This is a genomic window from Selenihalanaerobacter shriftii, assembly GCF_900167185.1.
GTDB classification, from domain to species: Bacteria; Bacillota; Halanaerobiia; order Halobacteroidales; family Acetohalobiaceae; genus Selenihalanaerobacter; species Selenihalanaerobacter shriftii.
On record NZ_FUWM01000015.1, the window covers coordinates 1 to 24,006 of the forward strand.

Genomic DNA, 24,006 nt, shown 5'->3' on the forward strand with positions numbered 1-24,006 from the left:
ACGCGTTACTCACCCGTCCGCTGCTTTACTAACTACCCGAAGGTAGCTTTCTCGCACAACTTGCATGTGTTAAGCACGCCGCCAGCGTTCGTCCTGAGCCAGGATCAAACTCTCCAAAAAATATATTTAAATCTGCAAAGCAGATTCAATTACGAGTTTAAATTGGCTCTTATTTGATTTGAGGATTACTCACTCAAATTGACTTAATGGCTTCAAAAATTCAAAAATTAGACAATGTTCAGTTTTCAAAGACCAATCATTTGATTAACTTTATATGATTAATTTGTTAGCGCTTTTTTCAAGCGACAATTAATATGATAACACTTTTAAGAAGTCTTGTCAATAACAAATTTGAAAAATCGAAAAAATAATTTGTCGTGTTTTTCAAGACAACGATTAATATTGTAACAAACAACTTAAATAATGTCAAGTAAATCAATTACTCGTTTAAGCGACAATTAATAGTGTAACAAATAACTCAAAAAGTGTCAAGTAAAACTTTTAAACAATTTGTTTGCAATATTTCTGCAAGCAGACTCAATATATTAATGTATATTTATAATGTATCAAGTAAAGCTTGTCAAGAAAAATATCAATCTTTTGCGCTCGCTTTTTTCAAGCGACAATTACTATCTTAACATCTAAAAGAAACTGTGTCAAGTAATAATTTTAAATAACAAATCTAATAGATTATAATATGTCAAGAACTCTATTATTACTTATATACACTAGTTAATATTTAAAAGTAGTGAATATGAACGTTAATTTTACATCTATTCATACTCACTACTGACTAATGGTTCTAATATTTAAATTATTTTTCAGTAACTTCCTCAACTTCTTTAATAATATCTTCTTCAATCTGATGATCATCATCTTCTTCTTTTATATCCTCTATATCTTCCTCATCATTATTAATATAAGCTAAAGAAACAACTTGGTCACCTTCAGATAATCTCATAACTCTTACACCTTGTGTATTTCGACCTGTTGATGAAATTTCATCAACAGATATTCTAATTAAAATCCCCTTTTCTGAAATTAACATTATTTCATCATCATCATCAACTACTTTTAAAGTTATTAACTTACCATTTTTTTCTGTTCTCTTCAGTGTAAGTAGTCCTTTTCCTGCTCTACTTTGAACACGATATCTATCAATAGGCGTTCGTTTTCCATATCCTTGGTCTGTAATTACTAATAATTCTGCATTATCTCTAACTATATCTAGACCAACCACTTGATCTTCTATTGATAAATCAATCCCGTTTACTCCTCTAGCTGTTCTTCCCATACTTCTAACTTCTGATTCATGAAATCTAATTGCTAATCCTAATTTTGTTCCTAACATAATCTCTTCTTTTCCACTAGTTAGCTTAACTCCCATTAGTTCATCATCTTTTTGAAGATCTATTCCAATTAAACCAGTATAATTAGTATTAAATTCTTGTAAATCTGTCTTCTTAATTTTTCCTTCTTTAGTGGCCATAACTAAATAATTATCTTCTTTAAATTCTTTAATTGGAATAACCGCTGTAATTTTTTCATCAGACTCTATTTCTAATAAATTAACAATTGCTGTTCCTTTAGCTTGTCTACTAGCTTCTGGAATTTGATATCCTTTTAAACGATATACTCTACCTTGATTAGTAAAGAATAATAAATAATTATGTGTAGATGTAGAATATAAATGCTCTACAAAATCCTCTTCATGAGTATTAATACCAATAATTCCTTTTCCACCTCGGCGTTGACCACGATATGTATCTAATGGTATTCTTTTGATATAACCACTGTGTGTTAAAGTAATTGCTATATCTTCTTCTTTAATTAAATCTTCTATATCTATGTCTGCTTCTTGATCTCTAATTTCAGTCATTCTTTCATCTAAATATTTACCTTTTAATTCTAAAATTTCTTCTTTAATAATTCCTAATAATTTGGTCTCACTAGCTAAAATAGATTTTAAGTATTCTATCTTTTTAGTCAGTTCTTCATACTCAGAAAGTATCTTATCTATTTCTAACCCAGTTAACCTCTGCAATCTCATACTTAAGATAGCTTTAGCTTGTTTATCAGTTAAGTCAAACCTAGATATTAATCTTTCCTTAGCTATCTTCTTGTTATCAGAACTACGAATTGTTTTAATTACTGAATCAATATTATCTAAAGCAATTCTTAATCCTTTTAAGATATGTAGTCTCGCTTCTGCTTTATTAAGTTTGTATTTAGTTCGACGAGTTACTACTTCCTTTTGATGTTCTAGATAATGTTTTAAAATTTCTTTTAGATTTAAGACTTTAGGTTCATTATCAACTAATGCTAACATAATAATTCCAAAAGTCGTCTGTAATCGTGTATGTTTAAATAATTTATTTAAAGTGATTCTTGGATTAACACTCTTCTTTAATTCAATTACTACCCGCATTCCATTACGGTCTGATTCATCTCTTAAATCAGTAATTCCTTCAACTTTCTCTTCTCTAACTAAATCAGCAATATTCTCAACTAATTTAGCCTTATTAACCCGATATGGTAACTCATTAATTATAATCCGTGGTTTTCCATTATCTAATTCTTCAATTTCAGACCGTGCTCTAACCTTCACTTTACCTTTACCGGTTTCAAAAGCTTTCTTAATTGCTTTACGCCCCATAATTATTCCACCAGTTGGAAAATCAGGACCTTTTATAATTTTCATTAAATCAATAATTTTAATATCAGGGTTATCTATCATAGCTATTAATCCATCGACAACTTCTCCTAAATTATGAGGAGGAATATTAGTTGACATTCCTACAGCAATTCCAGATGATCCATTTATTAAAAGATTAGGTAATCTAGCTGGTAATACCTCTGGCTCTTCTAATGAATCATCAAAGTTTGGCTGAAAGTCAACTGTATCCTGTTTTATATCTGATAATAATTCAGTTGCTATATTAGACATCCTAGCTTCTGTATAACGCATTGCTGCAGCGGAATCACCATCTATTGATCCAAAATTCCCATGACCATCAACTAATCTATATCTATATGAGAAATCTTGAGCCATTCTAACCATAGTGTCGTAAACTGCTGTGTCTCCATGAGGGTGATACTTACCTAGTACTTCTCCTACTATTCTTGCTGATTTTTTATGAGGTTTCTTTGGAGTCATACCTAAATCATACATAGCATATAAAATTCGACGATGTACAGGTTTTAAACCATCTCGAACATCAGGTAATGCTCTACCCACAATAACGCTCATAGCATAATCTATATATGAATCTTTCATTTCATCTTGAATATCTATAGGGTTTACCTGCCCCTTGCTTATTTCTGGCATGATATTTCCTCCTATCTAACATTATTATTTAAATATCTATATTTCTAGCTTCCTTAGCATGAGTTTGAATAAATTCTCTTCTTGGTGCTACCTTATCTCCCATTAAAGTCGTAAAGATATCATCAGCCATTACTGCATCTTCTATTTGAACTTGTAAAACTGTTCTATTTTCTGGATCCATTGTAGTCTTCCATAATTGATTTGGATTCATCTCTCCTAATCCCTTATATCGTTGCATAGATATTCCTTTTTTACCAATATCATTTAATAATTCCTCTAACTTTCTATCATTATAAACATAATATTCTGCCCTACCTCTGCTGATTTTATAAAGAGGTGGTTGAGCAATATAAATATTTCCTGCTTCTAAAAGTGGACGCATATAACGATAAAAGAATGTTAATAATAATGTTCTAATATGAGCTCCATCAACATCAGCATCAGTCATAATTATAACTTTTTTATATCTAATTTTACTAATATCAAATTCATCGGCAATTCCTGTACCCAAAGCAGTAATTAATGACCTTATTTCATTATTATTTAAAATTCTATTTAAACGAGCCTTCTCTACATTTAATATTTTTCCTCTTAATGGTAAAATAGCTTGAAACTTTCTATCTCTCCCTTGTTTAGCAGAACCGCCAGCTGAATCTCCCTCTACAATATAAATTTCTGATTCTTCTGGATCTCGAGACGAACAATCAGCTAATTTCCCAGGCAATGAAGTACTTGTCAAAGCACTCTTTCTTCTAGTTAATTCTCTTGCTTTTTTAGCTGCTTTTCTAGCTTGTGCTGCTCTAAGTGCTTTTTGAATAATGATAGATCCGATTTTAGGATTCTGTTCTAAATATTGTCTTAAATTTTCTGAAATGGCTGAATCAACAACACCTCGAATTTCACTATTCCCTAATTTAGTCTTAGTCTGACCTTCAAATTGAGGATCAGTTAATTTAATATTAATGATAGCTACTATTCCTTCACGTATATCATCCCCAGAAAGATTAGGATCATCTTCTTTTAAGTGATTTTGTTTCCTAGCGTAATCATTAACAGTTCTAGTTAAAGCACTCTTAAATCCACTTAAATGTGTTCCACCTTCATGAGTATTAATATTATTAGCAAATGTAAATATATTATCTACATATGTTTCATTATACTGGATTGCAACCTCTACATGATTATCTCCATCTTCAGTCTCAAAATAAATAGGCTCATCATAAATTGGATCTTTATTTTTATTTAAATTTTTAACAAACGAAACAATTCCACCTTCATATTGAAAAGTATCCTCTTTAACCTCTTCTAACCGCAAATCTTTAACTTTAATTTCAATCCCTTTATTTAAATAAGCCAACTCTCTTAATCTTTTTATTAAAGTTTTATACTTAAATTCAATATTTTCAAAGATTGTCTGATCTGGTTTAAACCTAATTTTTGTACCACTTCTATTGCTGTCTCCTATTACAGTTAATTCTTTAGTTGGGATACCACTCTCATATCTTTGATGATATACTTTATTATTTCGTTTAACTTCTACTTCAAGCCATTCTGATAAAGCATTTACTACTGAAACCCCAACTCCATGTAATCCACCGGAAACTTTATATCCATCACTATCAAATTTTCCTCCTGCATGTAAAACAGTCATTACAATTTCTACTGCTGTTTTTTCTAACTTAGGATGTGGAGAAACAGGAATTCCTCGACCATCATCAGTAATTGTAATTATATTTCCCGGTTCAATATTCACTTCTATAGTATCACAATAACCAGCCATTGCTTCATCTATACTATTATCTACTACCTCATAAACTAAATGATGTAATCCTCTTAAATCAGTATTACCTACATACATCCCTGGTCTTTTTCTAACCGCTTCTAAACCTTCTAGTACTTGAATCTGTTCGGCATCATATTCAGAATGGATAAATTCATCATTTTTCATAGATATAACCTCCATTTAGTTACCTTTTATAAACTGATTAAAACCGTGACACTAATGATCACGGTTTAAGCGATTGACAAAATTCATTCTCTTTCTTAATGTTTTTGAAGATATATTAGAATAATAAATTGTCTCATCTGTTATTACAAATGACTTAGGTTCTCCTTTAGAAAAGTTCTTAATAAATCCTTCTTCTTCCGCTATTTCTAAAAATTCTTCTGTAATCTCTGATGAGGTAGATTCAATATCAGCAATCAACACTACATCTTTGGTCGGAATCATATAATCGTTCCCTAAATGTAATAACATCTTGTAGCCCCCCTTACAACTGATCATAAATCTGTATATAATTATTTCCAATAACTTCTTGAATTATATCTCTATTTAATTCATTTGGATAGACTCCCCTGTTTAACATAACATAATATTGAATTAAAACTTTGAGTTCTTGAGTAACCTTTTGATCATCATTATTAATAGCTTTTGGTAATTTATCTTTTATATCATCCCAAAACTTATTAAGTAATCTCTGTTTGATTCTTTTATAATCTGAATTTAACAGATTGGGATAAATATCACTTATTTCTTCATAATCCAACCAAGGAATTTCTAATAACATTTGCTCTAACTTATTAAAATTCTTATTCTTCTTTAGTTGACATATCATACACTCGTTAACATCTTCAGGATGGAGAGCAGAACAATATTTGCACCTAACCCAACCTTCTTTTGATTTTAATTTATTTAGTTTTTTATCTTTAATCATTAATGAATAAAATTTTTCCTTCATCTCTGGATCAGAAATATTTTTTAAGTCATCTTCAATTTTACTTATTTCCTTTTCAGTTAAATCTATTACATCCAAATCAAAGGATTCTTTTCTCTTTGAATTTAGTTTGTTATTAGTATTAGTAGAGCCTACTTTAAATCTAATGTCTTTTACTATTTCTTCATCTAATTTATTATTCAATTTTTCAATTAAATCTTTTTTTAAAAAGAGTAATTGATGAGCCCATGTAGAACTATTAACTTTTACAAATAAAATTCCTTTATTTATATAACTAGCCTTAGTATACTTTACTAATTCTTTTCCGATAACTTCTGGCCAAATATTTAGTACACTCTTTTCTTTTAGTTTTTTACTTAAATTTAAGTTCTTTAAGGTCTTATCTAAAACATTATTAATAGACTTAACCATTTTTCATTTTCACCACCTTACCCTTTTTAACTTTATATAGATTCATATTATCTTCAATTTCATTTAATTTATTTAGTTGGGTACTAGTTATAAATGTTTGAATCTTATTCTTTATTACTTTTAAAAGGTGGTTTCTTCGTTTATTATCCAATTCAGAAAATACGTCATCCAATAATAACACAGGGTATTCACCTATTTCAGATTTCATAAATTCTAATTCAGCCAGTTTTAAAGCCAAGGCAGTAGTTCTTTGTTGCCCTTGAGAACCAAACTTTCTAATATTTATATCATTAACGTTAAATAAAATATCATCACGATGAGGTCCAAATAAACTAACCCCTCTTTGAATTTCCCGTTCTTGGTTAGAACTTAACCTCTCTGTAAAATTATTTTTAATAATTTCTAAACTCCAAGTATCATCTAAATCTAATGTAGAATCATAATTTAATTCTAAAGTTTCTAACCCATCTGTAATTTTACGATGCATCAATCTAGCTAAAATACTTAATTTATCTAATGTTTCTAACCTTTTAGCAATTATTTTACTACCTAATTCTATTAATTGTTGATTCCAAATCTTCAACATATCTTTAGAACTTCTTTTCTCTCTAATTTCTTTTAATAAGTTATTACGTTGTTTTAATACTTTACTATACTCTTTTAAATTATGGCGATAATACGAATTAATTTGAGAGATCTCTAAATTAATAAATTTTCTCCTTTTACTAGGGCTACCTTTAACTAGTCTTAAATCTTCTGGAGAAAAGATTACAACATTAAGATATCCTATAAGATTATTAATCTTTTTTAATTTATTCGAATTAACTTTAACTTTTTTCCTTCTACCTTCAATTAAAACTTCTATTTTAAAATCTTGTCCATTCTTATAAATATTACTTTTGATATAAGATTTATTTTTTTGCCAATTTACCATTTCTGAAGCAATATTTGTTCGATGAGAGTCACCTGTACTTAACAAATAAATAGACTCCAGAATGTTAGTTTTTCCTTGTGCATTATCACCTATAAATAAATTCAAGTTTTTATTTAAATTTAATTCTAATTTATTATAATTCCTAAAACTATTTAAATATATGTCGGTAAGATACAAATCAGTTACACTCCTCACCAACTTTATTGGTTTATTATTTTATATTGCTGGTCTTGTACTTTTATAATATCCCCTGAAGATAATGAGGTACTACGCCTCTTTTCTATTTCACCATTAACCATTACTTTTCCTTCTTTTATAATTAATTTAGCCTCTCCTCCTGTAGCAGTAATATTACTCCATTTTAAGAATTGGTCTAAATTAATTGTTTCTGTATTAATACTTATTTCTTCCATATTTATCACTCCTTTTAAGTAGATCTAACCGGCATAATTACATAGATATAATCATCATTATTAGATTCTTGAATAACTCCTGGACTTAATCCACCAGATAATTTAATTAAAACTTGGTCATTTTTGATGACTTTTAAAACATCAATTAAATAATTAGCATTAAATGCAATTTCTGTGTTTTCTCCTTGTTGAGATGTATTTATCTCTTCATAGGATTCACCAACTTTTGAACCAGTAGATTCTATTATTAATTTATTATTTTTAAATGAAGTTTTTATAATGTTAGAATTATCTTTAACAAATAAGGAAGCTCTTTTAGTTGCATTTAATAATTCTTTTTTATTTACTTTGATTTCAGTTGTAGAATCATTAGGGATTACTTGGTTATAATTAGGAAACTGTCCTTCAATTAAACGTGAAATAATAGTAATATTCGAAAATTCAAATAAAATTTGATTATCTGTTACTAAAATTTTCATTTCTTCATCAGAATTTATTAATTTACTTAATTCACTTAGTGTTTTACTTGGTATAATTACTTTATTAAATGATAAATCTTTATTTAATTCTAATTCAGTATAAGCTAAACGATAGGAATCAGTAGATACCATTTTAATTTCTTGGTCTTCTATTAAAAGTAATCCTCCAGTTAAAAAAGGTCTACTTTCATCATTAGAAGTAGCAAATTTAATTCTATCTATCATATTTTTAAATGTTTGTTGTTCTAATTTGTATTGTGTACCTGCTTCTACTTCCGGTAGTAATGGAAATTCATCAGCAGGAAAACCGTGAATTTTAAATTCTGATAGATTACAATTGATTTTTGCATTATTATCTTCATCTACTATTAACTCTATATCTTGATTAGGTAATTCTTTAATAATATTAGATAGATATGTAGCTGGAAGGACTATATTTCCTTCATTTATAACTTTTGCATTTATACTGCATTCTATTCCTATTTCTAAATCAGTACCTACCAGTTTTATCTTATCATCTTTAGCTTCCATTAAAATTCCAGATAAAATTGGTAAAGTACTTTTTGATGAAACAGCTTTACTGACAGTTTTGATTCCATTATAAATTTCTTTCTTGTCTACTTTAATCTGCATAAAAAGACCTCCTTGAGGAAAATTATCAACATATTAATTAATTACTTACTATTTCTTGTATATATATAATACATAGTAGTAGTAGTAGTAGGGGCTGTGGATATGTGGAAAAGTGAATTCAACCCATGGCTTGTCTACTTATCCACATGTGGAGTAAATGTTACTAACCAATCTCCACTTATACACATATAAACAGGTATCTATCCTCTTTTTACTTACCCACAATCCATAAACAACTTATTAGCATGGTTATAAACAGGTATAATTATGTTTGAACTTTATTCATCAATGTTTCTAAAGTATTTCTAAATCTAGGTTCTTCTTTTAGCTTATTACTAATTTTATCATAACCATGGATAACTGTTGTATGGTCTCTACCTCCAAATTCATCACCTATTTTAGGAAGTGAAGAATCTGTTAACTCTCTGGCTATATACATAGCTACTTGTCTAGGAAATGCTATTGCTCTAGTTCTTTTCTTGGATTTCATATCTTTCATTTCTAAATTGTAATAATTAGTAACTACTTCCTGGATTAATTCAATAGTTATTTCTTTTGGTTCAGAAGTAGGTATAATATCTTTTAAAGCTTCTTTAGCTAAGTCTACAGTAATTTTATTATTAGTCAAAGATGAATAGGCTACAACTCTAATTAATGCTCCTTCTAATTCTCTAATATTAGAAGGAATTTGATTAGCAATATATACTATAACTTCATTAGGTACTTCTAAATCTTCTAGAGTAGCTTTTTTGCGTAAAATTGCAATTCTAGTTTCTAAATCTGGTTCTTGAATATCAGTAATTAATCCCCATTCGAATCTAGATCTTAAACGTTCTTCTAAAGTTGGGATTTCTTTTGGTGGTCGATCGCTAGAGATAATTATTTGTTTATTTGCCTCATGTAAAGCGTTAAATGTATGGAAAAACTCTTCTTGAGTTCTTTCTTTACCTGCTAAGAATTGAATATCATCTACTAATAAAATATCGATATTTCTGTATTTATTTCTGAAATCAACAGTTTTATCATCTCTAATAGAATTAATTAATTCATTTGTAAACTTTTCTGAAGTAGCATAAACAACTTTCAAATTAGGGTCATGTTTAAGTATATAATGTCCAATGGCGTGCATTAAGTGGGTTTTACCTAATCCTACATCACCATATATAAAAAGAGGATTATATGCTTTAGCTGGAGCTTCAGCTACTGCTAAAGAAGCGGCATGAGCAAAACGGTTGCTACTACCAATTACAAATGTATCGAATGTATATTTAGGATTTAAGAAGGAAGCTGGATCTTTTTTATTCTTTTTCTTCTCAGTAGTTTTTTCTTTACTATCTTTTTTATTAGTAATTTCCTTCTCTTCATCTTCAGGAATAACAAACTCTACATCCAAATTTCTATTAATTAGGTCATTAATTGTGTCTTTAATTAAATTAGCATATCTTGTTTCTAGCCAATCTTTAGAAAAATCGTTAGGTACTTCAATTAAAATGTAATTGTCTTCAATAGATAATAGTTTAGTTGATTTAAGCCATGTTTCAAAACTAGGTTTACTTAGTTCTGATTCAAATATTTCTAAAGCTTTTTGCCAAATATGTGCTAAGTCTTCATTTTCCATTAATAAAAACCCTCCTAAAGATTTAAGAAATTACTCACAATGAATTCAGTATTGTGAGTAATCAAACAAAGCCCACTTAATTATATTTTAACCAACAAATAACATAATAGTCTAAAAAATACAAAAAATAACTGTACTTATCCACAAAAATCTAATATTTACACACAATATGTGGATAGATACGTAAAAAGACGCAAAAAAATATACAAGATATAAGTTATACACAAGGTTATCAACATAGTGTTAATAACCTTGCAACCTGGTAGAAGTAAACATAAGCAATATTTAATACAAAATAAGATATAATAATAATAACAAATTATTCACAGATTATCAACAGTTATTTAACAGAAAGTAGTCTTTTTATTAACAATTTATTAATAATCCACATTTTTTTTAATAATTCAATTCTTAATATATCTTGACATAGTGGTGATAAATAATTTATAATTTATATAGTAGAATATTCTGAATAAGTTTGAAAATTCTAAACTAATAAATGAAATCTGTTAATAATTATGTATTAGGAGGAAATAACTAAATGTCCGTACAGGATGAATCTCTATCCAAAATTGAAAGACTTACTAAAAATTATCAATTTAAAAAAGTTTATAATCGTGGGAAATCAAAAGCTAACAAATTAGTTGTTCTATATATATTAAAGAAGAAAGATAATCAGAGAAGAGTAGGGTTTTCAGTTAGTAAAAAAGTTGGAAAAGCAGTTGTTAGAAATAAGCTAAAAAGAGTTTTAAAAGAAGTTTATCGGAGAAATAAATATAAATTAATATGTGGGGTTGACTTAGTTATTATTGCTAGAAGAAGGATTAGACACGCTTCTTATGATGAAATTGAGACTGCTGTTTTAGATATATTTAAAAGATCCAAAATTATCAAATAGATTTCCACAAATAATTATAGAGAGGTTTTAAAATGCTAAAAGAATTGTTATTAGGTCTGATCAGGGTTTATCAGAAGTTTATTTCTCCGTTAAAGCCAGGGAAGTGTCGATTTTATCCAACATGTTCAAATTATGCCTTGGAGGCTGTAGAAAAATATGATATTATTAAAGGAGGTATTATGGCAGTAAGAAGAATTTTATCTTGTCATCCTTTCCATCCTGGTGGATACGACCCTGTAGAATAGATAGATAGTAAGATATTTTATTGAGGAGGTTGCAAATTTGTTGAACTTAATTTCGGTAGGTTTTTTTGAAGTTTTTGGAGAAGTTTTTGGAGCATTAGGTGGTTTAATGACTGATTCGCTTGATTTTTTTTATGGGTTTACTAATAGTTATGGCTTAGCAATTATATTTCTAACATTGGCTATAAGAATTCTTCTTTTTCCTTTAGTTGCTAAGCAGACTCGTTCGATGAAAGCAATGCAAGAGTTACAACCTAAGATGGAAGAATTAAAAAGCAAGTATGAAGATCAACCTGAAGAATATCAACAAAAGGTAATGGAACTATATAAAAAACATAAAGTTAATCCAGCTGCTGGATGTTTACCTCTTTTAGTTCAGATGCCAATTTTAATTGCTTTATTTAGATCTTTAAGAGAATTTGAGGCTTTAAAAGGTGTTAGTTTTCTATGGGTTAGTAATTTAGCACAGCCGGATATAATACTAGTGATTCTAACTGGTTTAATAATGTTAGGACAATCATTACTGCAACAAAACATGTCTGGAAATCCTGCAAGTAATAATAAGATGATGTTATTTATGCCGTTAATAATTGTTGTAATCGGTTTTCGATTACCGGCTGGTGTATTATTATATTGGTTTACTTCTAATTTAGTTATGGTTATTCAGCAATACTTCTTGTATAAGGAGCCGGTGAGTATAGAGGGGGAATCGAGTTAACATGAAAGAAATTATTCAAGAAGGCAAGACGGTTGAGGATGCTTTAGACAAAGCTTTAGAGAAATTATCTACTACTAAAGATAAGGTGGAAGTAGAGGTTTTAGATGAAGGGAATAAAGGATTTTTAGGATTACTTGGTAGTAAAGATGCTAAAATTAAAGTTATTAAGAAAGATGATAAACATAAAAAGGCTCTTAAATTTATGACAAAGATAATTGATAAAATGAATTTGGGTATTGATGTTGAAAAAATTGAAAGTGAAACTAATCATGAACAAGTGGTAATTAATTTAACTGGACCTAATTTGGGTATTGTGATTGGTAGAAGAGGTAAGACTTTAGATGCTTTGCAGTATTTGACTAATCTAGCTGTTAATAAGCACCATGATGATGATCACTTAAGGGTAATCGTTGATGCAGAAGGTTATAGAGAACGTAGAAAAGGAACTTTACAGGATTTAGCCTTGAGACTGGCTAGTAAAGCAAAAGCTAAAGGTAAGAAAGTAGTTTTAGAACCTATGCCTCCTCATGAAAGACGGATTATTCATAGCACTTTGCAAGAGGATCCCAAAGTGCGTACCCATAGTGAGGGACAAGATCCATATAGAAAGGTTATTATTGTAGCTCAATAAATTAATTATTAAACCCAGTAGATCAGTCTGCTGGGTTTTAAAAATTTAGGTATTGAATTCTAATTATGTAATTAGGGTAATTTATAATTGAAGTAATTAAAATTAAGAGGTGATTTAATTGTATTCTAAAGATACTATTGCAGCAATTTCTACTGCTGTTGGAGATGGAGGAATTGGAATAGTTCGGGTAAGTGGTCCTGAAGCTATTAAGGTTGTTAATAAAATATTTAAAAGTTATGGAAAAAAGAAAGGTTTAACTGAAGCTGATACATATACTGCACATTATGGACATATTATTGAGCCTAAAGAAGAGCAAGTAGTTGATGAAGTTGTTTGTTTAGTAATGAAGTCACCTAGAACTTATACTAAAGAGGATGTTGTTGAAATTGATTGTCATGGAGGAAGTATTCCATTACAGAAAATATTGGAACTAGTATTAAAAGTGGGTGCTAGGTTAGCTGAACCAGGAGAATTTACTAAACGAGCTTTCTTAAACGGGAGAATTGATCTTTCTCAAGCAGAGGCAGTTATGGATGTGATTACATCTCAGACAGAAGCGGGTTTAGAAATAGCAATGGATCAGTTAGAAGGTGGTCTATCCGGGCAAGTTAGTGAAATTCGGCAGAAGTTAATAAAGCTACTAGCTCATTTAGAAGCTTCAATTGATTTTCCTGAAGATGAGATTGAGGACTTTACTATCGATGAGGTAGGAGAAAGGGTAGCTAAGATTATAGAGATGATAGAGAAATTATTAGCTACTAGTAAAAGAGGTAAAATAGTAAAAGAAGGAGTTCAGACGGCTATTATAGGTAAACCGAATGTTGGAAAATCCAGTCTTTTAAATGCTATGTTACAAGAGAATAGAGCTATAGTGACAGATGTACCAGGAACTACTCGTGATGTAATTGAAGAAGTAATTAATTTGGATGGTGTACCATTGAAAATAATGGACACAGCAGGTATTAGAAAGACTGAAGATGAAGTAGAAAAAATAGGTGTTGAAAGGTCACAGAAGTTTTTAAAGAGAGCAGATTTGATTTTATTAGTTTTAGATGCTCATCAAGGAATTACAGAAGAAGATGAAAGAATAATTAATTTAGTAACTGATAAGGATACTATTATAGTTGTCAACAAAACAGATTTAACATCTAATTTAGATTTAGATGAATTACAGGAAAGAATAGATAATGTACAGATAGTTAAAACGGCTGCTACTGAAAGAGTTGGAATTAAAAAATTAGAAGATTTAATTCTAGAAATGGTTTTTGCTGGAAAGGTTAAAGCTACTGATCAGACAGTGGTAACTAATATGCGGCATAAAGAAGCTTTGGAAGCAGCTCATGAGAATATGTTAACTGTACAAGAAACTGTTGGACAAGGACTTCCAGCTGATTTTGTTACTATAGATTTAAAGGCAGCCTTAGAAGAACTAGGTAAGATTACTGGAAATACACTAGGTGAGGATATTATAGATCAAATTTTTGCAGACTTTTGTTTAGGTAAATAGAACTAAGTTGTCGGGAGTGATGTAAATTGAATAAATACGATATAATTGTAATTGGAGCTGGACATGCTGGATGTGAGGCAGCATTAGCTACAGCTAGATTAGGGTGTAAAACATTATTATTGACATTAAATGTGGACCATATATCTTTAATGCCTTGTAATCCATCGATTGGAGGTCCGGCTAAAGGACATATTGTTAGAGAGATAGATGCTTTAGGTGGAGAGATGGCTAAGACTATTGATAAAGCGTATGTTAATATTATGCTATTAAATACAGCTAAAGGTCCAGCCGTTCATGCACTACGAGCTCAAGCTGATAAACATCTTTATCAATTGGAAATGACTAAGACTATTCAAGGTCAAGATAATTTAGATTTAAAACAAGCTGTAGTTACTGATTTAACTTATGATGGTGATAGAGTTACCGGAGTGAAGACTATTACAGGTATGGATTATGAAGCTAAAAAGATTGTCTTAACGACAGGAACTTCATTAGGTGGTAAAGTAATTATTGGCGAAACTAAATATACTGGTGGTCGTCAAGGAGAGTTTGCAGCTGTTGAATTATCCGATAGTTTAAAAGAATTAGGATTAGAATTAAAAAGATTTCAAACTGCTACTCCTCCAAGAGTAGATAAGGATACTTTAGATTTCTCTAAAATGACTATACATCCTGGATCTGAAGAGCCACTTCAGTTTTCATTTACTGAACCACGGGCTGAAAGAGAGCAAATTCCTTGTTGGTTAACGTATACTGGTGAAAAAACAAAGGAAGTTATTCAAGAAAATATTAAAAAATCTCCTTTGAATACTGGAATTGTAGAAGGAGAAGGTCCGAGATACTGCCCTTCTATTGATCGTAAGATTATGAGATTTCCAGAAAAGACTAGTCACCAAGTATTTATTGAACCAGAAGGTTTAAATACTAATGAAATGTATGTTAATGGCTTAACTACTGCTATGCCTGAAGAAGAACAGTTAAATATCTTACGAAGTGTTCCAGGATTAGAAAATGCAGAAATTATGAGACCGGCTTATGCAGTGGAATATGATTATTTACCACCTACACAATTGAAAGCAACTCTTGAGACTAAGAAAGTTAAAGGATTATACACTGCTGGGCAAATCAATGGTACTTCTGGTTATGAAGAGGCTGCTGCTCAGGGTTTAATGGCAGGTATTAATGCTACTAGAGAATTAAAAGAAAAAGAGCCGGTAATTTTAAAAAGGTCTGAAGCATATATTGGCGTTTTAATTGATGATTTAATCACTAAAGGAACTAACGAACCATATAGAATGCTAACATCTAGAGCAGAATATAGATTACTATTAAGGCAGGATAATGCTAATTTAAGATTAACACCTTTAGGATATGAACTTGGACTAGTAAAAGAAGAAATTTATAAAAATTTAAAAGAAAAAGAGAAACAAATTAAAGAAGGTTTAGAATATTTAGATGGGATTCAGATTACTCCAACTAAAGAAGTAAGAAATAAATTAGAAGAGTTAGGTAGTGGTGGAATGAAGAAGCCAGTTTCTTTAGCCACTTTATTACGTAGGCCAAAATTAGATTATGATACTTTGAAGGAATTTCATGAGCAAATTCCAGAATATCCTGAAGATGTTAAGGAACAGATGGAAATAGAAATTAAATATGAAGGGTATATCAAACGACAATTACGCCAAATTGAAAAATTTAAACAGACAGAAGAAAAATTAATACCTGAAAATATTGATTATCACCAATTAGATAACCTACGAAATGAAGCAAGAGAAAAATTAACAGAGATTCAGCCGGTTTCTCTAGGACAGGCTTCTCGAATTTCTGGAGTTTCACCGGCTGATATCTCAGTCTTAATGATATATCTTGAAGAATTTAATGCACGAGGAGCGGGTAAAGAATGAAAGAATATGATGTAATCGTAGTTGGGACTGGTCATGCTGGCTGTGAAGCAGCATTAGCAGCGGCAAGATTAGGATGTAAAACCTTAGCTTTAACGGTTGATTTAGATAATGTTGCTTTAATGCCTTGTAACCCAGCTATAGGAGGTCCAGCTAAGAGTAATATTGTTAGGGAGATAGATGCTTTAGGTGGGGAAATTGCTAAAAATATTGATAAATCATTTATTCAAGTCAGAATGCTAAATACCGGAAAAGGACCAGCTGTACAAGCTTTACGAGCTCAAGCAGATAAGAAGGCTTATCATTTAAATATGAAAAAGACTTTAGAAAAAGAAAAAAATTTAGATTTAAAACAGGGTATAGTTGAGGAATTAATAGAGGAGAATGGTAGAGTAATAGGTGTTACCTTAAAGACTGGACTTGATTTCCAGGGAAATAAAGTGATTCTGACTACTGGTACTTTCTTAAAGGGATCAATAATTGTGGGAAATCATTCATTTAACTCTGGTCCTCATAATCAATTTCCAGCTAATGCTTTATCACATAATTTAAAGGAATTAGGTTTTGAAATTAGACGGTTCAAAACAGGGACTCCACCACGAGTAGATAAGAGGAGTATTAACTTTTCTGAATTAATAGAACAGCCAGGAACTGATGAAGATATTGCTTTTTCTTTCACTGGAGTAAGTAGTACTACACAAAAAAATCAGGAATCATGTTGGCTAGTAAGAACTAATGAAGAAACACATCAAGTTATTAGAGATAATATTAAACTTTCTCCAATGTATAGTGGTATTATAGAAGGTGAAGGGCCTAGATATTGTCCATCTATTGAGGATAAGGTGATGAAGTATCCTGAAAAGGAGAGGCATCAGATTTTTGTTGAGCCAGAAGGTGAATATATTTATGAAATGTATCTATCTGGATTTTCTACTAGCTTACCTCATAAGATACAATTGGAAATGCTTCGGACTTTACCAGGATTTGAAGAAGCTGAAATTATGAGACCAGCTTATGCTATTGAATATGACTGCATTAATCCATTACAACTGAAACCAACTTTAGAGACTAAAGTAGTAGAAGGGTTATATACTGCTGGACAAATTAATGGTACTTCTGGCTATGAAGAAGCAGCTGGTCAAGGATTGATGGCAGGAATTAATGCAGTTCATCAGTTACAAGATAAAGAACCATTAATTTTGAAGAGATCAGAAGCATATATTGGCGTTTTAATTGATGATTTAGTAACTAAGGGAACTGAAGAACCATATCGAATGCTAACTTCTAGAGCGGAGTATCGTCTTTTATTAAGGCAGGATAATGCAGACTTAAGATTAACACATTTAGGATATGAGATTGGATTAATTTCTGAGAAAAGATATCAAAAATTTAAGAAAAAAGAGGAATTTATTAAACAAGAGAGGAAACGTTTAAAGGAATATAAATTATATCCTGAGGAAGATATTCAAGAGAGTTTAAGGAATTTAGGCACTTCTGAAATTAAGAATATAGATACTATAGCACGACTTTTAAGGAGACCAGAACTAAGTTATGATGATTTAGAAGTAATAGATCCTAAAAGGCCTAAATTAGACCCTGAAGTCAAAGAAGAAGTAGAGATTCAATTAAAATATGAAGGATATATCGAGAGACAATTAAAACAAGTAGAATCTCAAAAAGAGTTAGATGAGCAAAAAATTCCAAAGAATATAAATTATAAAGAAATTAATGGTTTATCTGCTGAAGCTTTAGAAAAACTTAAAGAAGTGCAACCAGTTTCAGTGGGGCAAGCAGCTAGAATTTCTGGGGTTTCACCAGCAGATATTTCACTTCTAACTGTTTATTTAAAAAAATAAATTAAAAATTTAAGGGAGGGATAAGGATGGAGGTCAAGAAGTTATTAGTAACTGGGGTTGAGAAATTAGATCTGAGTATTAATTCAGAACAGATAGAAAAATTTTTAGATTATATAGATATTCTGCTTAAGTGGAATGAAAAGGTAAACCTAACAGCTATTGATGATCCACAAGATGTTGTGGTTAAACATTTTCTTGATTCTATTTCTTGTGCAACAGTAATAGATTTGAAACCAGGTGATAAAGTAATGGATATAGGTACTGGAGCAGGTTTTCCTGGCATACCGTTAAAAATTCTGTATCCTGAGATTGAATTATCTTTACTGGATTCAAGAAATAAGAGAATAAATTTTTTGAAAAGTTTAAGCAGAGAGTTGGATTTAGATAATATAGAATTCATTCATGGTCGAGCTGAAGATTATGGGCAGAATCCAGAGTATAGAGAAAATTTTGATTATGTATTTGCTAGAGCAGTTGCGGCTTTAAATATATTAAATGAATATACAATACCCTTTTTAAAACATAGAGGTAGTTTTATTTCTCAAAAAGGATCAGAGGTTAAAAAAGAAGTAGCTGAAGCTTTAAGTTCAATTGAAATTTTAGGTGCTGAATTCTATGATATTATTCCTATTGAATTACCTTATACAGCTGCTGAAAGAAATTTAGTAATAATAAATAAAGTAAGAGAAACGCCTAAACATTATCCTCGCCAAGCTGGAGTTCCTAAACAAGATCCGATTTCTGGTTAAGGAAGGGGAAGAATAGATGGTAAAAAACAAAAAAATTTTAGTGATAATTATATTATGTGTTCTATTTACAGTTAATTTTATTTCTGACAGTGCTGTAGCTTCTGAGTCTACTTCTGAAATAAAATTAAATTCTATTTTAGTGACCAATGGTTTAAATGATTCTGGTTTTCCATTGGAATTTAAGAGGATATTTAATTTAAATGAAGATCTTGCAGTTCAGTATTATGTATCTTGGCATCCTGATGATAGAGGACATAAAATCATAGTTAAATGGATTGATCCTAGTGGTAGAGTAGTGAATCAATTAAAATTATTTAATTTTAGAAATAATACTATTAAGTCTTACATTAGTTTAAAAGAAGAAGTTAAAACTCAATTATTAATACCTGATAAAACAGGACAATATTCGATTAAACTTTACATAGATGAGAAATTAATAGCAGTTACTAATTTTAAACTAGAGAGATAAAATCCTCATTCATGAAGGTTTTATTTCAATTTTTTGGTAAAATTTTACCAAAAAAGGCTTTTAAAGCAGGAAATATAGGTTTAGTTAAAGAATTAATAAAACTAATATCTGAAAAAAGTGAGGTGTATCGATGAAGAATCAATTATCAAAACTATTAGGGTTTAAAGCAAAAGGAGAAGGGCTAGATAATAGTAGAAAAAATGGAAATAACCTAGAAGAATTAGATTGTCCAATAGAAAATGACAAAAAAAGAGACATAAAATGTATATCTGTCGAGGAGATAGAACCTAATCCATACCAACCACGAGTTGAATTTAATGAAGATGAATTACGTGAGTTAGCTAATTCTATTGAAAAACATGGTATTATTCAACCATTAACAGTAAAAAAGAAAGTAGAGGAAAAAGGCTATGAGTTAATTGCTGGTGAAAGACGACTACGAGCTAGTAAATTAATCAATTTAGAAAAAGTACCAGCCATTATTAGAGAGTTTGAAGAGAAAGAGATGGCAGAAATTGCTCTTATAGAGAATTTACAAAGGAAAGATTTGAATTTTTTAGAAGAGGCAGTAGGTTATAAGAAATTATTAGAAGTGTTTAGTTTAACACAGAAAGAATTAGCAGATCAAATTGGAAAGAGTCAATCAACTATTGCTAATAAATTAAGATTATTAAAATTATCTGATGAAATTCAAGAATTAGTTAAAGATCCTAATGTTACTGAAAGACATACTAGAGCATTATTAAAATTGCCCAATAAAAAACTGCGGAAAAGTGTTATTGAAGAAGTTATCAAAAATGGATATACTGTACGAGAGATGGAAGCGTTTATTGAGCAGATATTAAAAGAATTGAATAATGAAGAGGATACAGAGGAAGAAAAAGGAAGTGTAGTTAAGTATTTTGAAGATGTACGACTTTCCTTAAATACTATTCGTAAAACAATTAAAGATATAGAAGAAAGTGGATTAGATGTAGAGGTTGAAGAGATAGATGAGGATGAGTATATAGAAGTAAAGATTCGTTTGCCTAAGAAATAAAGTAACTTTGAGGTGATGATATTCGAATGGGTGAAATAATTGCGGTTGTAAATCAAAAAGGTGGAGTAGGAAAGAGTACTACAGCAGTTAATTTAGGTGCTTGCTTGACAGAGTTTGATAAAGATGTGTTATTGTTAGATATAGATCCCCAAGGCAATGCTAGTAGTGGAGTAGGTCTAGATAAGAAGGCGATTGAACATTGTATATATGATGTCTTAGTTAATGATTATAAATTAAAGGATATTATAGTCAATACTGAATTAATTAATTTTGATTTAGTTCCTGCTACTTTGGAGTTAGCAGGAGCTGAAATAGAGTTAGTTTCTAAGCTTTCTAGAGAAGAAAGGTTAAAGAAAGCTCTTGCAGAAGTTGATCTAGATTATGATTATATATTAATAGATTGTCCACCTTCTTTAAGTCTGTTAACTTTAAATGCTCTTACAGCAGCGGATTCAGTATTGATTCCGATTCAGTGTGAATATTATGCATTAGAAGGTTTGAGCCAGCTATTAAATACGGTTAATTTAGTACAAAATAATTTAAATAAAGATTTAGAAATTAATGGTGTAGTCTTGACTATGTATGATGCTCGAACTAACTTATCTCAGCAAGTTAAAGAAGAAGTATTTAATTATTTTGAAAATCAGGTATATAGTACGGTTATTCCTAGAAATGTAAGACTAAGTGAGGCGCCAAGTTTTGGACAACCAATTAATTTATATGATAAGAGTTCAAAAGGAGCAAAAGCATATCTGAACTTAGCAAAGGAAGTGGTGAGTAGTGAGTAAGAAACGATTAGGGAGAGGTCTAGATGCTTTAATACCTAATGGTGATTCGGGAAGTGTACCCGAAAATGAAATAAAGAAGATAGATATTAATAAAATTGAATCTAATCCATATCAACCGCGGGAAGAATTTAATGATGAGCTTTTAGAGGATTTAAGTTATTCCATTAAAGAACATGGATTAATTCAACCTATAACTGTAAAAGAGGAAGAAAAAGGAGTATATCAGTTAGTAGCTGGGGAGAGAAGATGGCGGGCAGCTAAATTAGCCGGTTTAGATAAGATTGCAGCAGTAGTTCAGGACTACAGTCCTCAACAAATGATGGAAGTAGCATTAATAGAAAATTTACAAAGAGAAGACTTAAATCCCTTAGAAGAAGCAAAAGCTTATCAAAGATTGATTGAAGAATTTGATTTGATTCAAGCGGAAGTAGCTGAGAGTGTGGGTAAAAGTCGTTCAACTATATCTAATTCTTTAAGGCTTCTTAATCTTGCTCCTAAAATTCAAGAATATGTTTCACATGAAACATTAACTGTTGGACATGCTAGAACTTTATTAGCCTTAGACACTTTTAAGGAACAGGAAAGTGTTGCTAAGGAAATAATTGAAAATGAATTATCAGTTAGAGAGACAGAAAGATTAATTAAGGAGTTGACTTCAGATGAGCATGAAAAAGAAGAAGTTAAAAAAGAAATTAAGGAGAAAGATCCTAACATAATTGCAATTGAAGATAGATTACGGAAAAGATTAGGTACTAAAGTTAATATAAATCATGGAAGCGACAAAGGCAAGATAGTAATTGAATATTATTCAGATGAAGAATTAGCTAGGGTTTTAGAACATTTAGATAGATAAGAGGGTGGAGTCTTTTTCACCTTTTTTTATTTTATAAAAATCATATTTCATGAATGATTAATTTTAAAATAGTGAATGTTAGGGCATTAAAGATGACTTATGTAGTTATTAAGTTGTTGCCTATCATGCACTATTTATTTTTATTTTTAAATTTATGTTATTAATGCTTTCCTTGAATCCCCACCCAATTTATGGTTTTTTCATTAAAATATTGCCTCTTTATCCTTAATCTCAATATATTAGCATAAAAATAACATATATTATTAGTATAGATGATAATAATCACTTTTAATAAATATTATTTATGTTATAATAAAGTTAGTGAAATTATTAACAATCTATAGTAAGAATGTTTCATGTGAAACATTTAATTTCATGTACTTAATATAGTAATAATTAGGAGGAGATTAAAATGACTAAAATTATAGATCATCAGAAGATTGAGAACTTATTAATAGAGAATCAAGGTGTGTCTAAAGGTAGAATAAGACAAATTATAGATAAAGCTAAAGAAAAGAAGGGACTAGGATTAAAAGAAATAGCTACTTTACTTGAAATTAATGATAAAGGCTTATTAGAAGAATTATTTAAAGCAGCTAAAGAGATTAAAGATGATATTTATGGAGATAGGGTTGTACTCTTCGCGCCGCTTTATGTTAGTAATAAATGTATTAATAACTGTCAGTACTGTGGTTTCAAAAAAGATAATCAAGATTTAGAAAGAATCAGTTTAACGTCAGAAGAGATTGCAGGACAAGTAAAAATAATTGAAAAGATGGGACATAAGCGAATTTTAGTAGAGTTTGGAGAGGATCCAGAAGCTAGCTCAATAGATAAAGTAGTGAAATCCATAGAAACTATATATAATAATGGTGATATTCGACGAGTCAATGTTAATGTTGCTGCTTTAGAGGTGGATGATTTTAAGAAACTAAAGGATTCAGGTATTGGCACATATCAGTTATTTCAAGAGACTTATCATAGACAGACTTATGAGAAAATGCATCCTTCAGGTCCTAAAGCAGATTATGACTACCATCTAACAGCTATGGATAGGGCTATGAAGGCAGGGATAGATGATATTGGTATCGGGGTTTTATTTGGTCTATACAATTATAAGTATGAAGTTTTAGCTATGCTAGAGCATACTTTATATTTAGAAGAGAATTATGGAGTCGGCCCTCATACTATTTCTGTTCCAAGGTGGAAGTCAGCTTCAGGAGTTAAGATGAATGATATACCTTCTCCTGTTTCTGATAAAGAGTTTAAAAAACTAGTTGCTATTATTCGATTGGCTGTTCCGTATACAGGAATAATTCTATCTACTAGAGAAAGTATAGAATTGAGGGAAGAGTTATTAAATTTAGGTATTTCACAGATGAGTGCAGGTTCTTGTACTGACCCTGGTGGATATAAACAAAATAATAATCGAAGAATTGATGCAAAGCAATTTAAAACTGCTGATCATAGAACTCCTGACCAAGTTATTAAAGGAATATGTAATTCTAATTATTTACCAAGCTTTTGCACTGCTTGCTATAGAACTGAAAGAACTGGCGAGGAGTTCATGGATTTAGCTAAGGTAGGAGATATTCATAAGTTTTGTCAACCTAATGCTTTAATCACTTTTCAAGAGTATTTAGAGGATTATGCTTCATTAGAAACTAAAAAAGCAGGTGAAAGAGTAATCTATGAACAGTTAAATAGAATCAAAGATTCAAAATTAAGAAAGAAGGCTCAACAAAAAATTAAGAAGGTTAAAGATGGGGCTAGAGATATATATTTATAAAAAAATATAAATTAA

The 24,006-nt window shown here is 30.1% G+C and carries 21 protein-coding genes and 1 rRNA gene; 13 read left to right on the forward strand and 9 right to left on the reverse strand.

Annotated elements, in window-relative coordinates; all coding sequences use genetic code 11:
• From B5D41_RS08915 to dnaA, 9 genes are all read right to left on the reverse strand, one after another.
• Positions 1-120: ribosomal RNA gene (locus B5D41_RS08915) — 16S ribosomal RNA — on the reverse strand; the annotation flags it as partial.
• Positions 121-814: 694 nt separating this feature from the next.
• Entirely contained in the window at positions 815-3,328 is a 2,514-nt protein-coding gene (gene gyrA / locus B5D41_RS08920; protein WP_078810285.1) for a DNA gyrase subunit A, read from the reverse strand.
• Positions 3,329-3,356: 28 nt separating this feature from the next.
• Positions 3,357-5,276: a DNA topoisomerase (ATP-hydrolyzing) subunit B gene (gyrB, locus tag B5D41_RS08925; protein ID WP_078810286.1), complete on the reverse strand. Its 1,920-nt coding sequence runs from the start codon at positions 5,274-5,276 to the stop codon at positions 3,357-3,359.
• A gap of 51 nt (positions 5,277-5,327) precedes the next feature.
• Positions 5,328-5,585 carry an extracellular matrix regulator RemB gene (gene remB, locus B5D41_RS08930; protein ID WP_078810287.1) on the reverse strand — a complete coding sequence of 86 codons (258 nt, stop codon included), beginning with the start codon at positions 5,583-5,585 and terminating at the stop codon, positions 5,328-5,330.
• A 13-nt stretch (positions 5,586-5,598) separates the two neighbouring features.
• The gene (locus B5D41_RS08935; protein WP_078810288.1) at positions 5,599-6,474 is read right to left on the reverse strand and encodes a DciA family protein; all 876 of its coding nucleotides are present in this window, start codon (positions 6,472-6,474) and stop codon (positions 5,599-5,601) included.
• Positions 6,467-7,603, reverse strand: coding sequence for a DNA replication/repair protein RecF (recF, locus tag B5D41_RS08940; RefSeq protein WP_327292954.1), 1,137 nt, complete (start codon positions 7,601-7,603; stop codon positions 6,467-6,469). Before recF ends, B5D41_RS08935 begins: the two co-directional genes overlap by 8 nt.
• Positions 7,604-7,608: 5 nt before the next feature.
• Positions 7,609-7,821: an RNA-binding S4 domain-containing protein gene (locus B5D41_RS08945; RefSeq protein WP_078810290.1), complete on the reverse strand. Its 213-nt coding sequence runs from the start codon at positions 7,819-7,821 to the stop codon at positions 7,609-7,611.
• Between the two features lie 14 nt (positions 7,822-7,835).
• On the reverse strand, positions 7,836-8,933 hold the full coding sequence (gene dnaN / locus B5D41_RS08950; protein ID WP_078810291.1) for a DNA polymerase III subunit beta: 1,098 nt from the start codon (positions 8,931-8,933) through the stop codon (positions 7,836-7,838).
• A 265-nt stretch (positions 8,934-9,198) separates the two neighbouring features.
• Positions 9,199-10,551, reverse strand: a complete 1,353-nt coding sequence (gene dnaA, locus B5D41_RS08955; protein WP_078810292.1) for a chromosomal replication initiator protein DnaA — start codon at positions 10,549-10,551, stop codon at positions 9,199-9,201.
• Between the two features lie 541 nt (positions 10,552-11,092).
• Here dnaA and rnpA point away from each other — a divergent pair.
• From rnpA to hydG, 13 genes are all read left to right on the forward strand, one after another.
• The gene (gene rnpA / locus B5D41_RS08960; RefSeq protein WP_078810293.1) at positions 11,093-11,449 is read left to right on the forward strand and encodes a ribonuclease P protein component; all 357 of its coding nucleotides are present in this window, start codon (positions 11,093-11,095) and stop codon (positions 11,447-11,449) included.
• 32 nt (positions 11,450-11,481) lie between these two features.
• The gene (gene yidD / locus B5D41_RS08965; protein ID WP_078810294.1) at positions 11,482-11,694 is read left to right on the forward strand and encodes a membrane protein insertion efficiency factor YidD; all 213 of its coding nucleotides are present in this window, start codon (positions 11,482-11,484) and stop codon (positions 11,692-11,694) included.
• 40 nt (positions 11,695-11,734) lie between these two features.
• Positions 11,735-12,409 carry a YidC/Oxa1 family membrane protein insertase gene (locus tag B5D41_RS08970; protein WP_078810347.1) on the forward strand — a complete coding sequence of 225 codons (675 nt, stop codon included), beginning with the start codon at positions 11,735-11,737 and terminating at the stop codon, positions 12,407-12,409.
• 1 nt (position 12,410) lies between these two features.
• A complete protein-coding gene (gene jag, locus B5D41_RS08975; protein ID WP_078810295.1) occupies positions 12,411-13,040 on the forward strand; it encodes an RNA-binding cell elongation regulator Jag/EloR in 630 nt (209 codons plus the stop codon).
• Between the two features lie 118 nt (positions 13,041-13,158).
• The gene (mnmE, locus tag B5D41_RS08980; RefSeq protein WP_078810296.1) at positions 13,159-14,547 is read left to right on the forward strand and encodes a tRNA uridine-5-carboxymethylaminomethyl(34) synthesis GTPase MnmE; all 1,389 of its coding nucleotides are present in this window, start codon (positions 13,159-13,161) and stop codon (positions 14,545-14,547) included.
• Positions 14,548-14,573: 26 nt separating this feature from the next.
• Entirely contained in the window at positions 14,574-16,451 is a 1,878-nt protein-coding gene (gene mnmG, locus B5D41_RS08985) for a tRNA uridine-5-carboxymethylaminomethyl(34) synthesis enzyme MnmG (RefSeq protein WP_078810297.1), read from the forward strand.
• The gene (gene mnmG / locus B5D41_RS08990; protein WP_078810298.1) at positions 16,448-18,304 is read left to right on the forward strand and encodes a tRNA uridine-5-carboxymethylaminomethyl(34) synthesis enzyme MnmG; all 1,857 of its coding nucleotides are present in this window, start codon (positions 16,448-16,450) and stop codon (positions 18,302-18,304) included. The genes mnmG (B5D41_RS08985) and mnmG (B5D41_RS08990) overlap by 4 nt, the downstream gene beginning before the upstream one ends.
• A gap of 26 nt (positions 18,305-18,330) precedes the next feature.
• Positions 18,331-19,053 carry a 16S rRNA (guanine(527)-N(7))-methyltransferase RsmG gene (gene rsmG, locus B5D41_RS08995; protein ID WP_078810299.1) on the forward strand — a complete coding sequence of 241 codons (723 nt, stop codon included), beginning with the start codon at positions 18,331-18,333 and terminating at the stop codon, positions 19,051-19,053.
• Between the two features lie 16 nt (positions 19,054-19,069).
• Entirely contained in the window at positions 19,070-19,522 is a 453-nt protein-coding gene (locus B5D41_RS09000; RefSeq protein ID WP_078810300.1) for a hypothetical protein, read from the forward strand.
• Between the two features lie 130 nt (positions 19,523-19,652).
• Entirely contained in the window at positions 19,653-20,561 is a 909-nt protein-coding gene (gene noc, locus B5D41_RS09005; RefSeq protein WP_200806450.1) for a nucleoid occlusion protein, read from the forward strand.
• Between the two features lie 26 nt (positions 20,562-20,587).
• Positions 20,588-21,349 (forward strand): ParA family protein, encoded by a 762-nt coding sequence (locus tag B5D41_RS09010; protein ID WP_078810301.1) that lies wholly within the window; start codon positions 20,588-20,590, stop codon positions 21,347-21,349.
• The gene (locus tag B5D41_RS09015) at positions 21,342-22,202 is read left to right on the forward strand and encodes a ParB/RepB/Spo0J family partition protein (protein ID WP_078810302.1); all 861 of its coding nucleotides are present in this window, start codon (positions 21,342-21,344) and stop codon (positions 22,200-22,202) included. Before B5D41_RS09010 ends, B5D41_RS09015 begins: the two co-directional genes overlap by 8 nt.
• Positions 22,203-22,614: 412 nt before the next feature.
• Entirely contained in the window at positions 22,615-23,991 is a 1,377-nt protein-coding gene (gene hydG, locus B5D41_RS09020) for a [FeFe] hydrogenase H-cluster radical SAM maturase HydG (protein ID WP_078810303.1), read from the forward strand.
• Positions 23,992-24,006 lie beyond the last annotated feature (15 nt).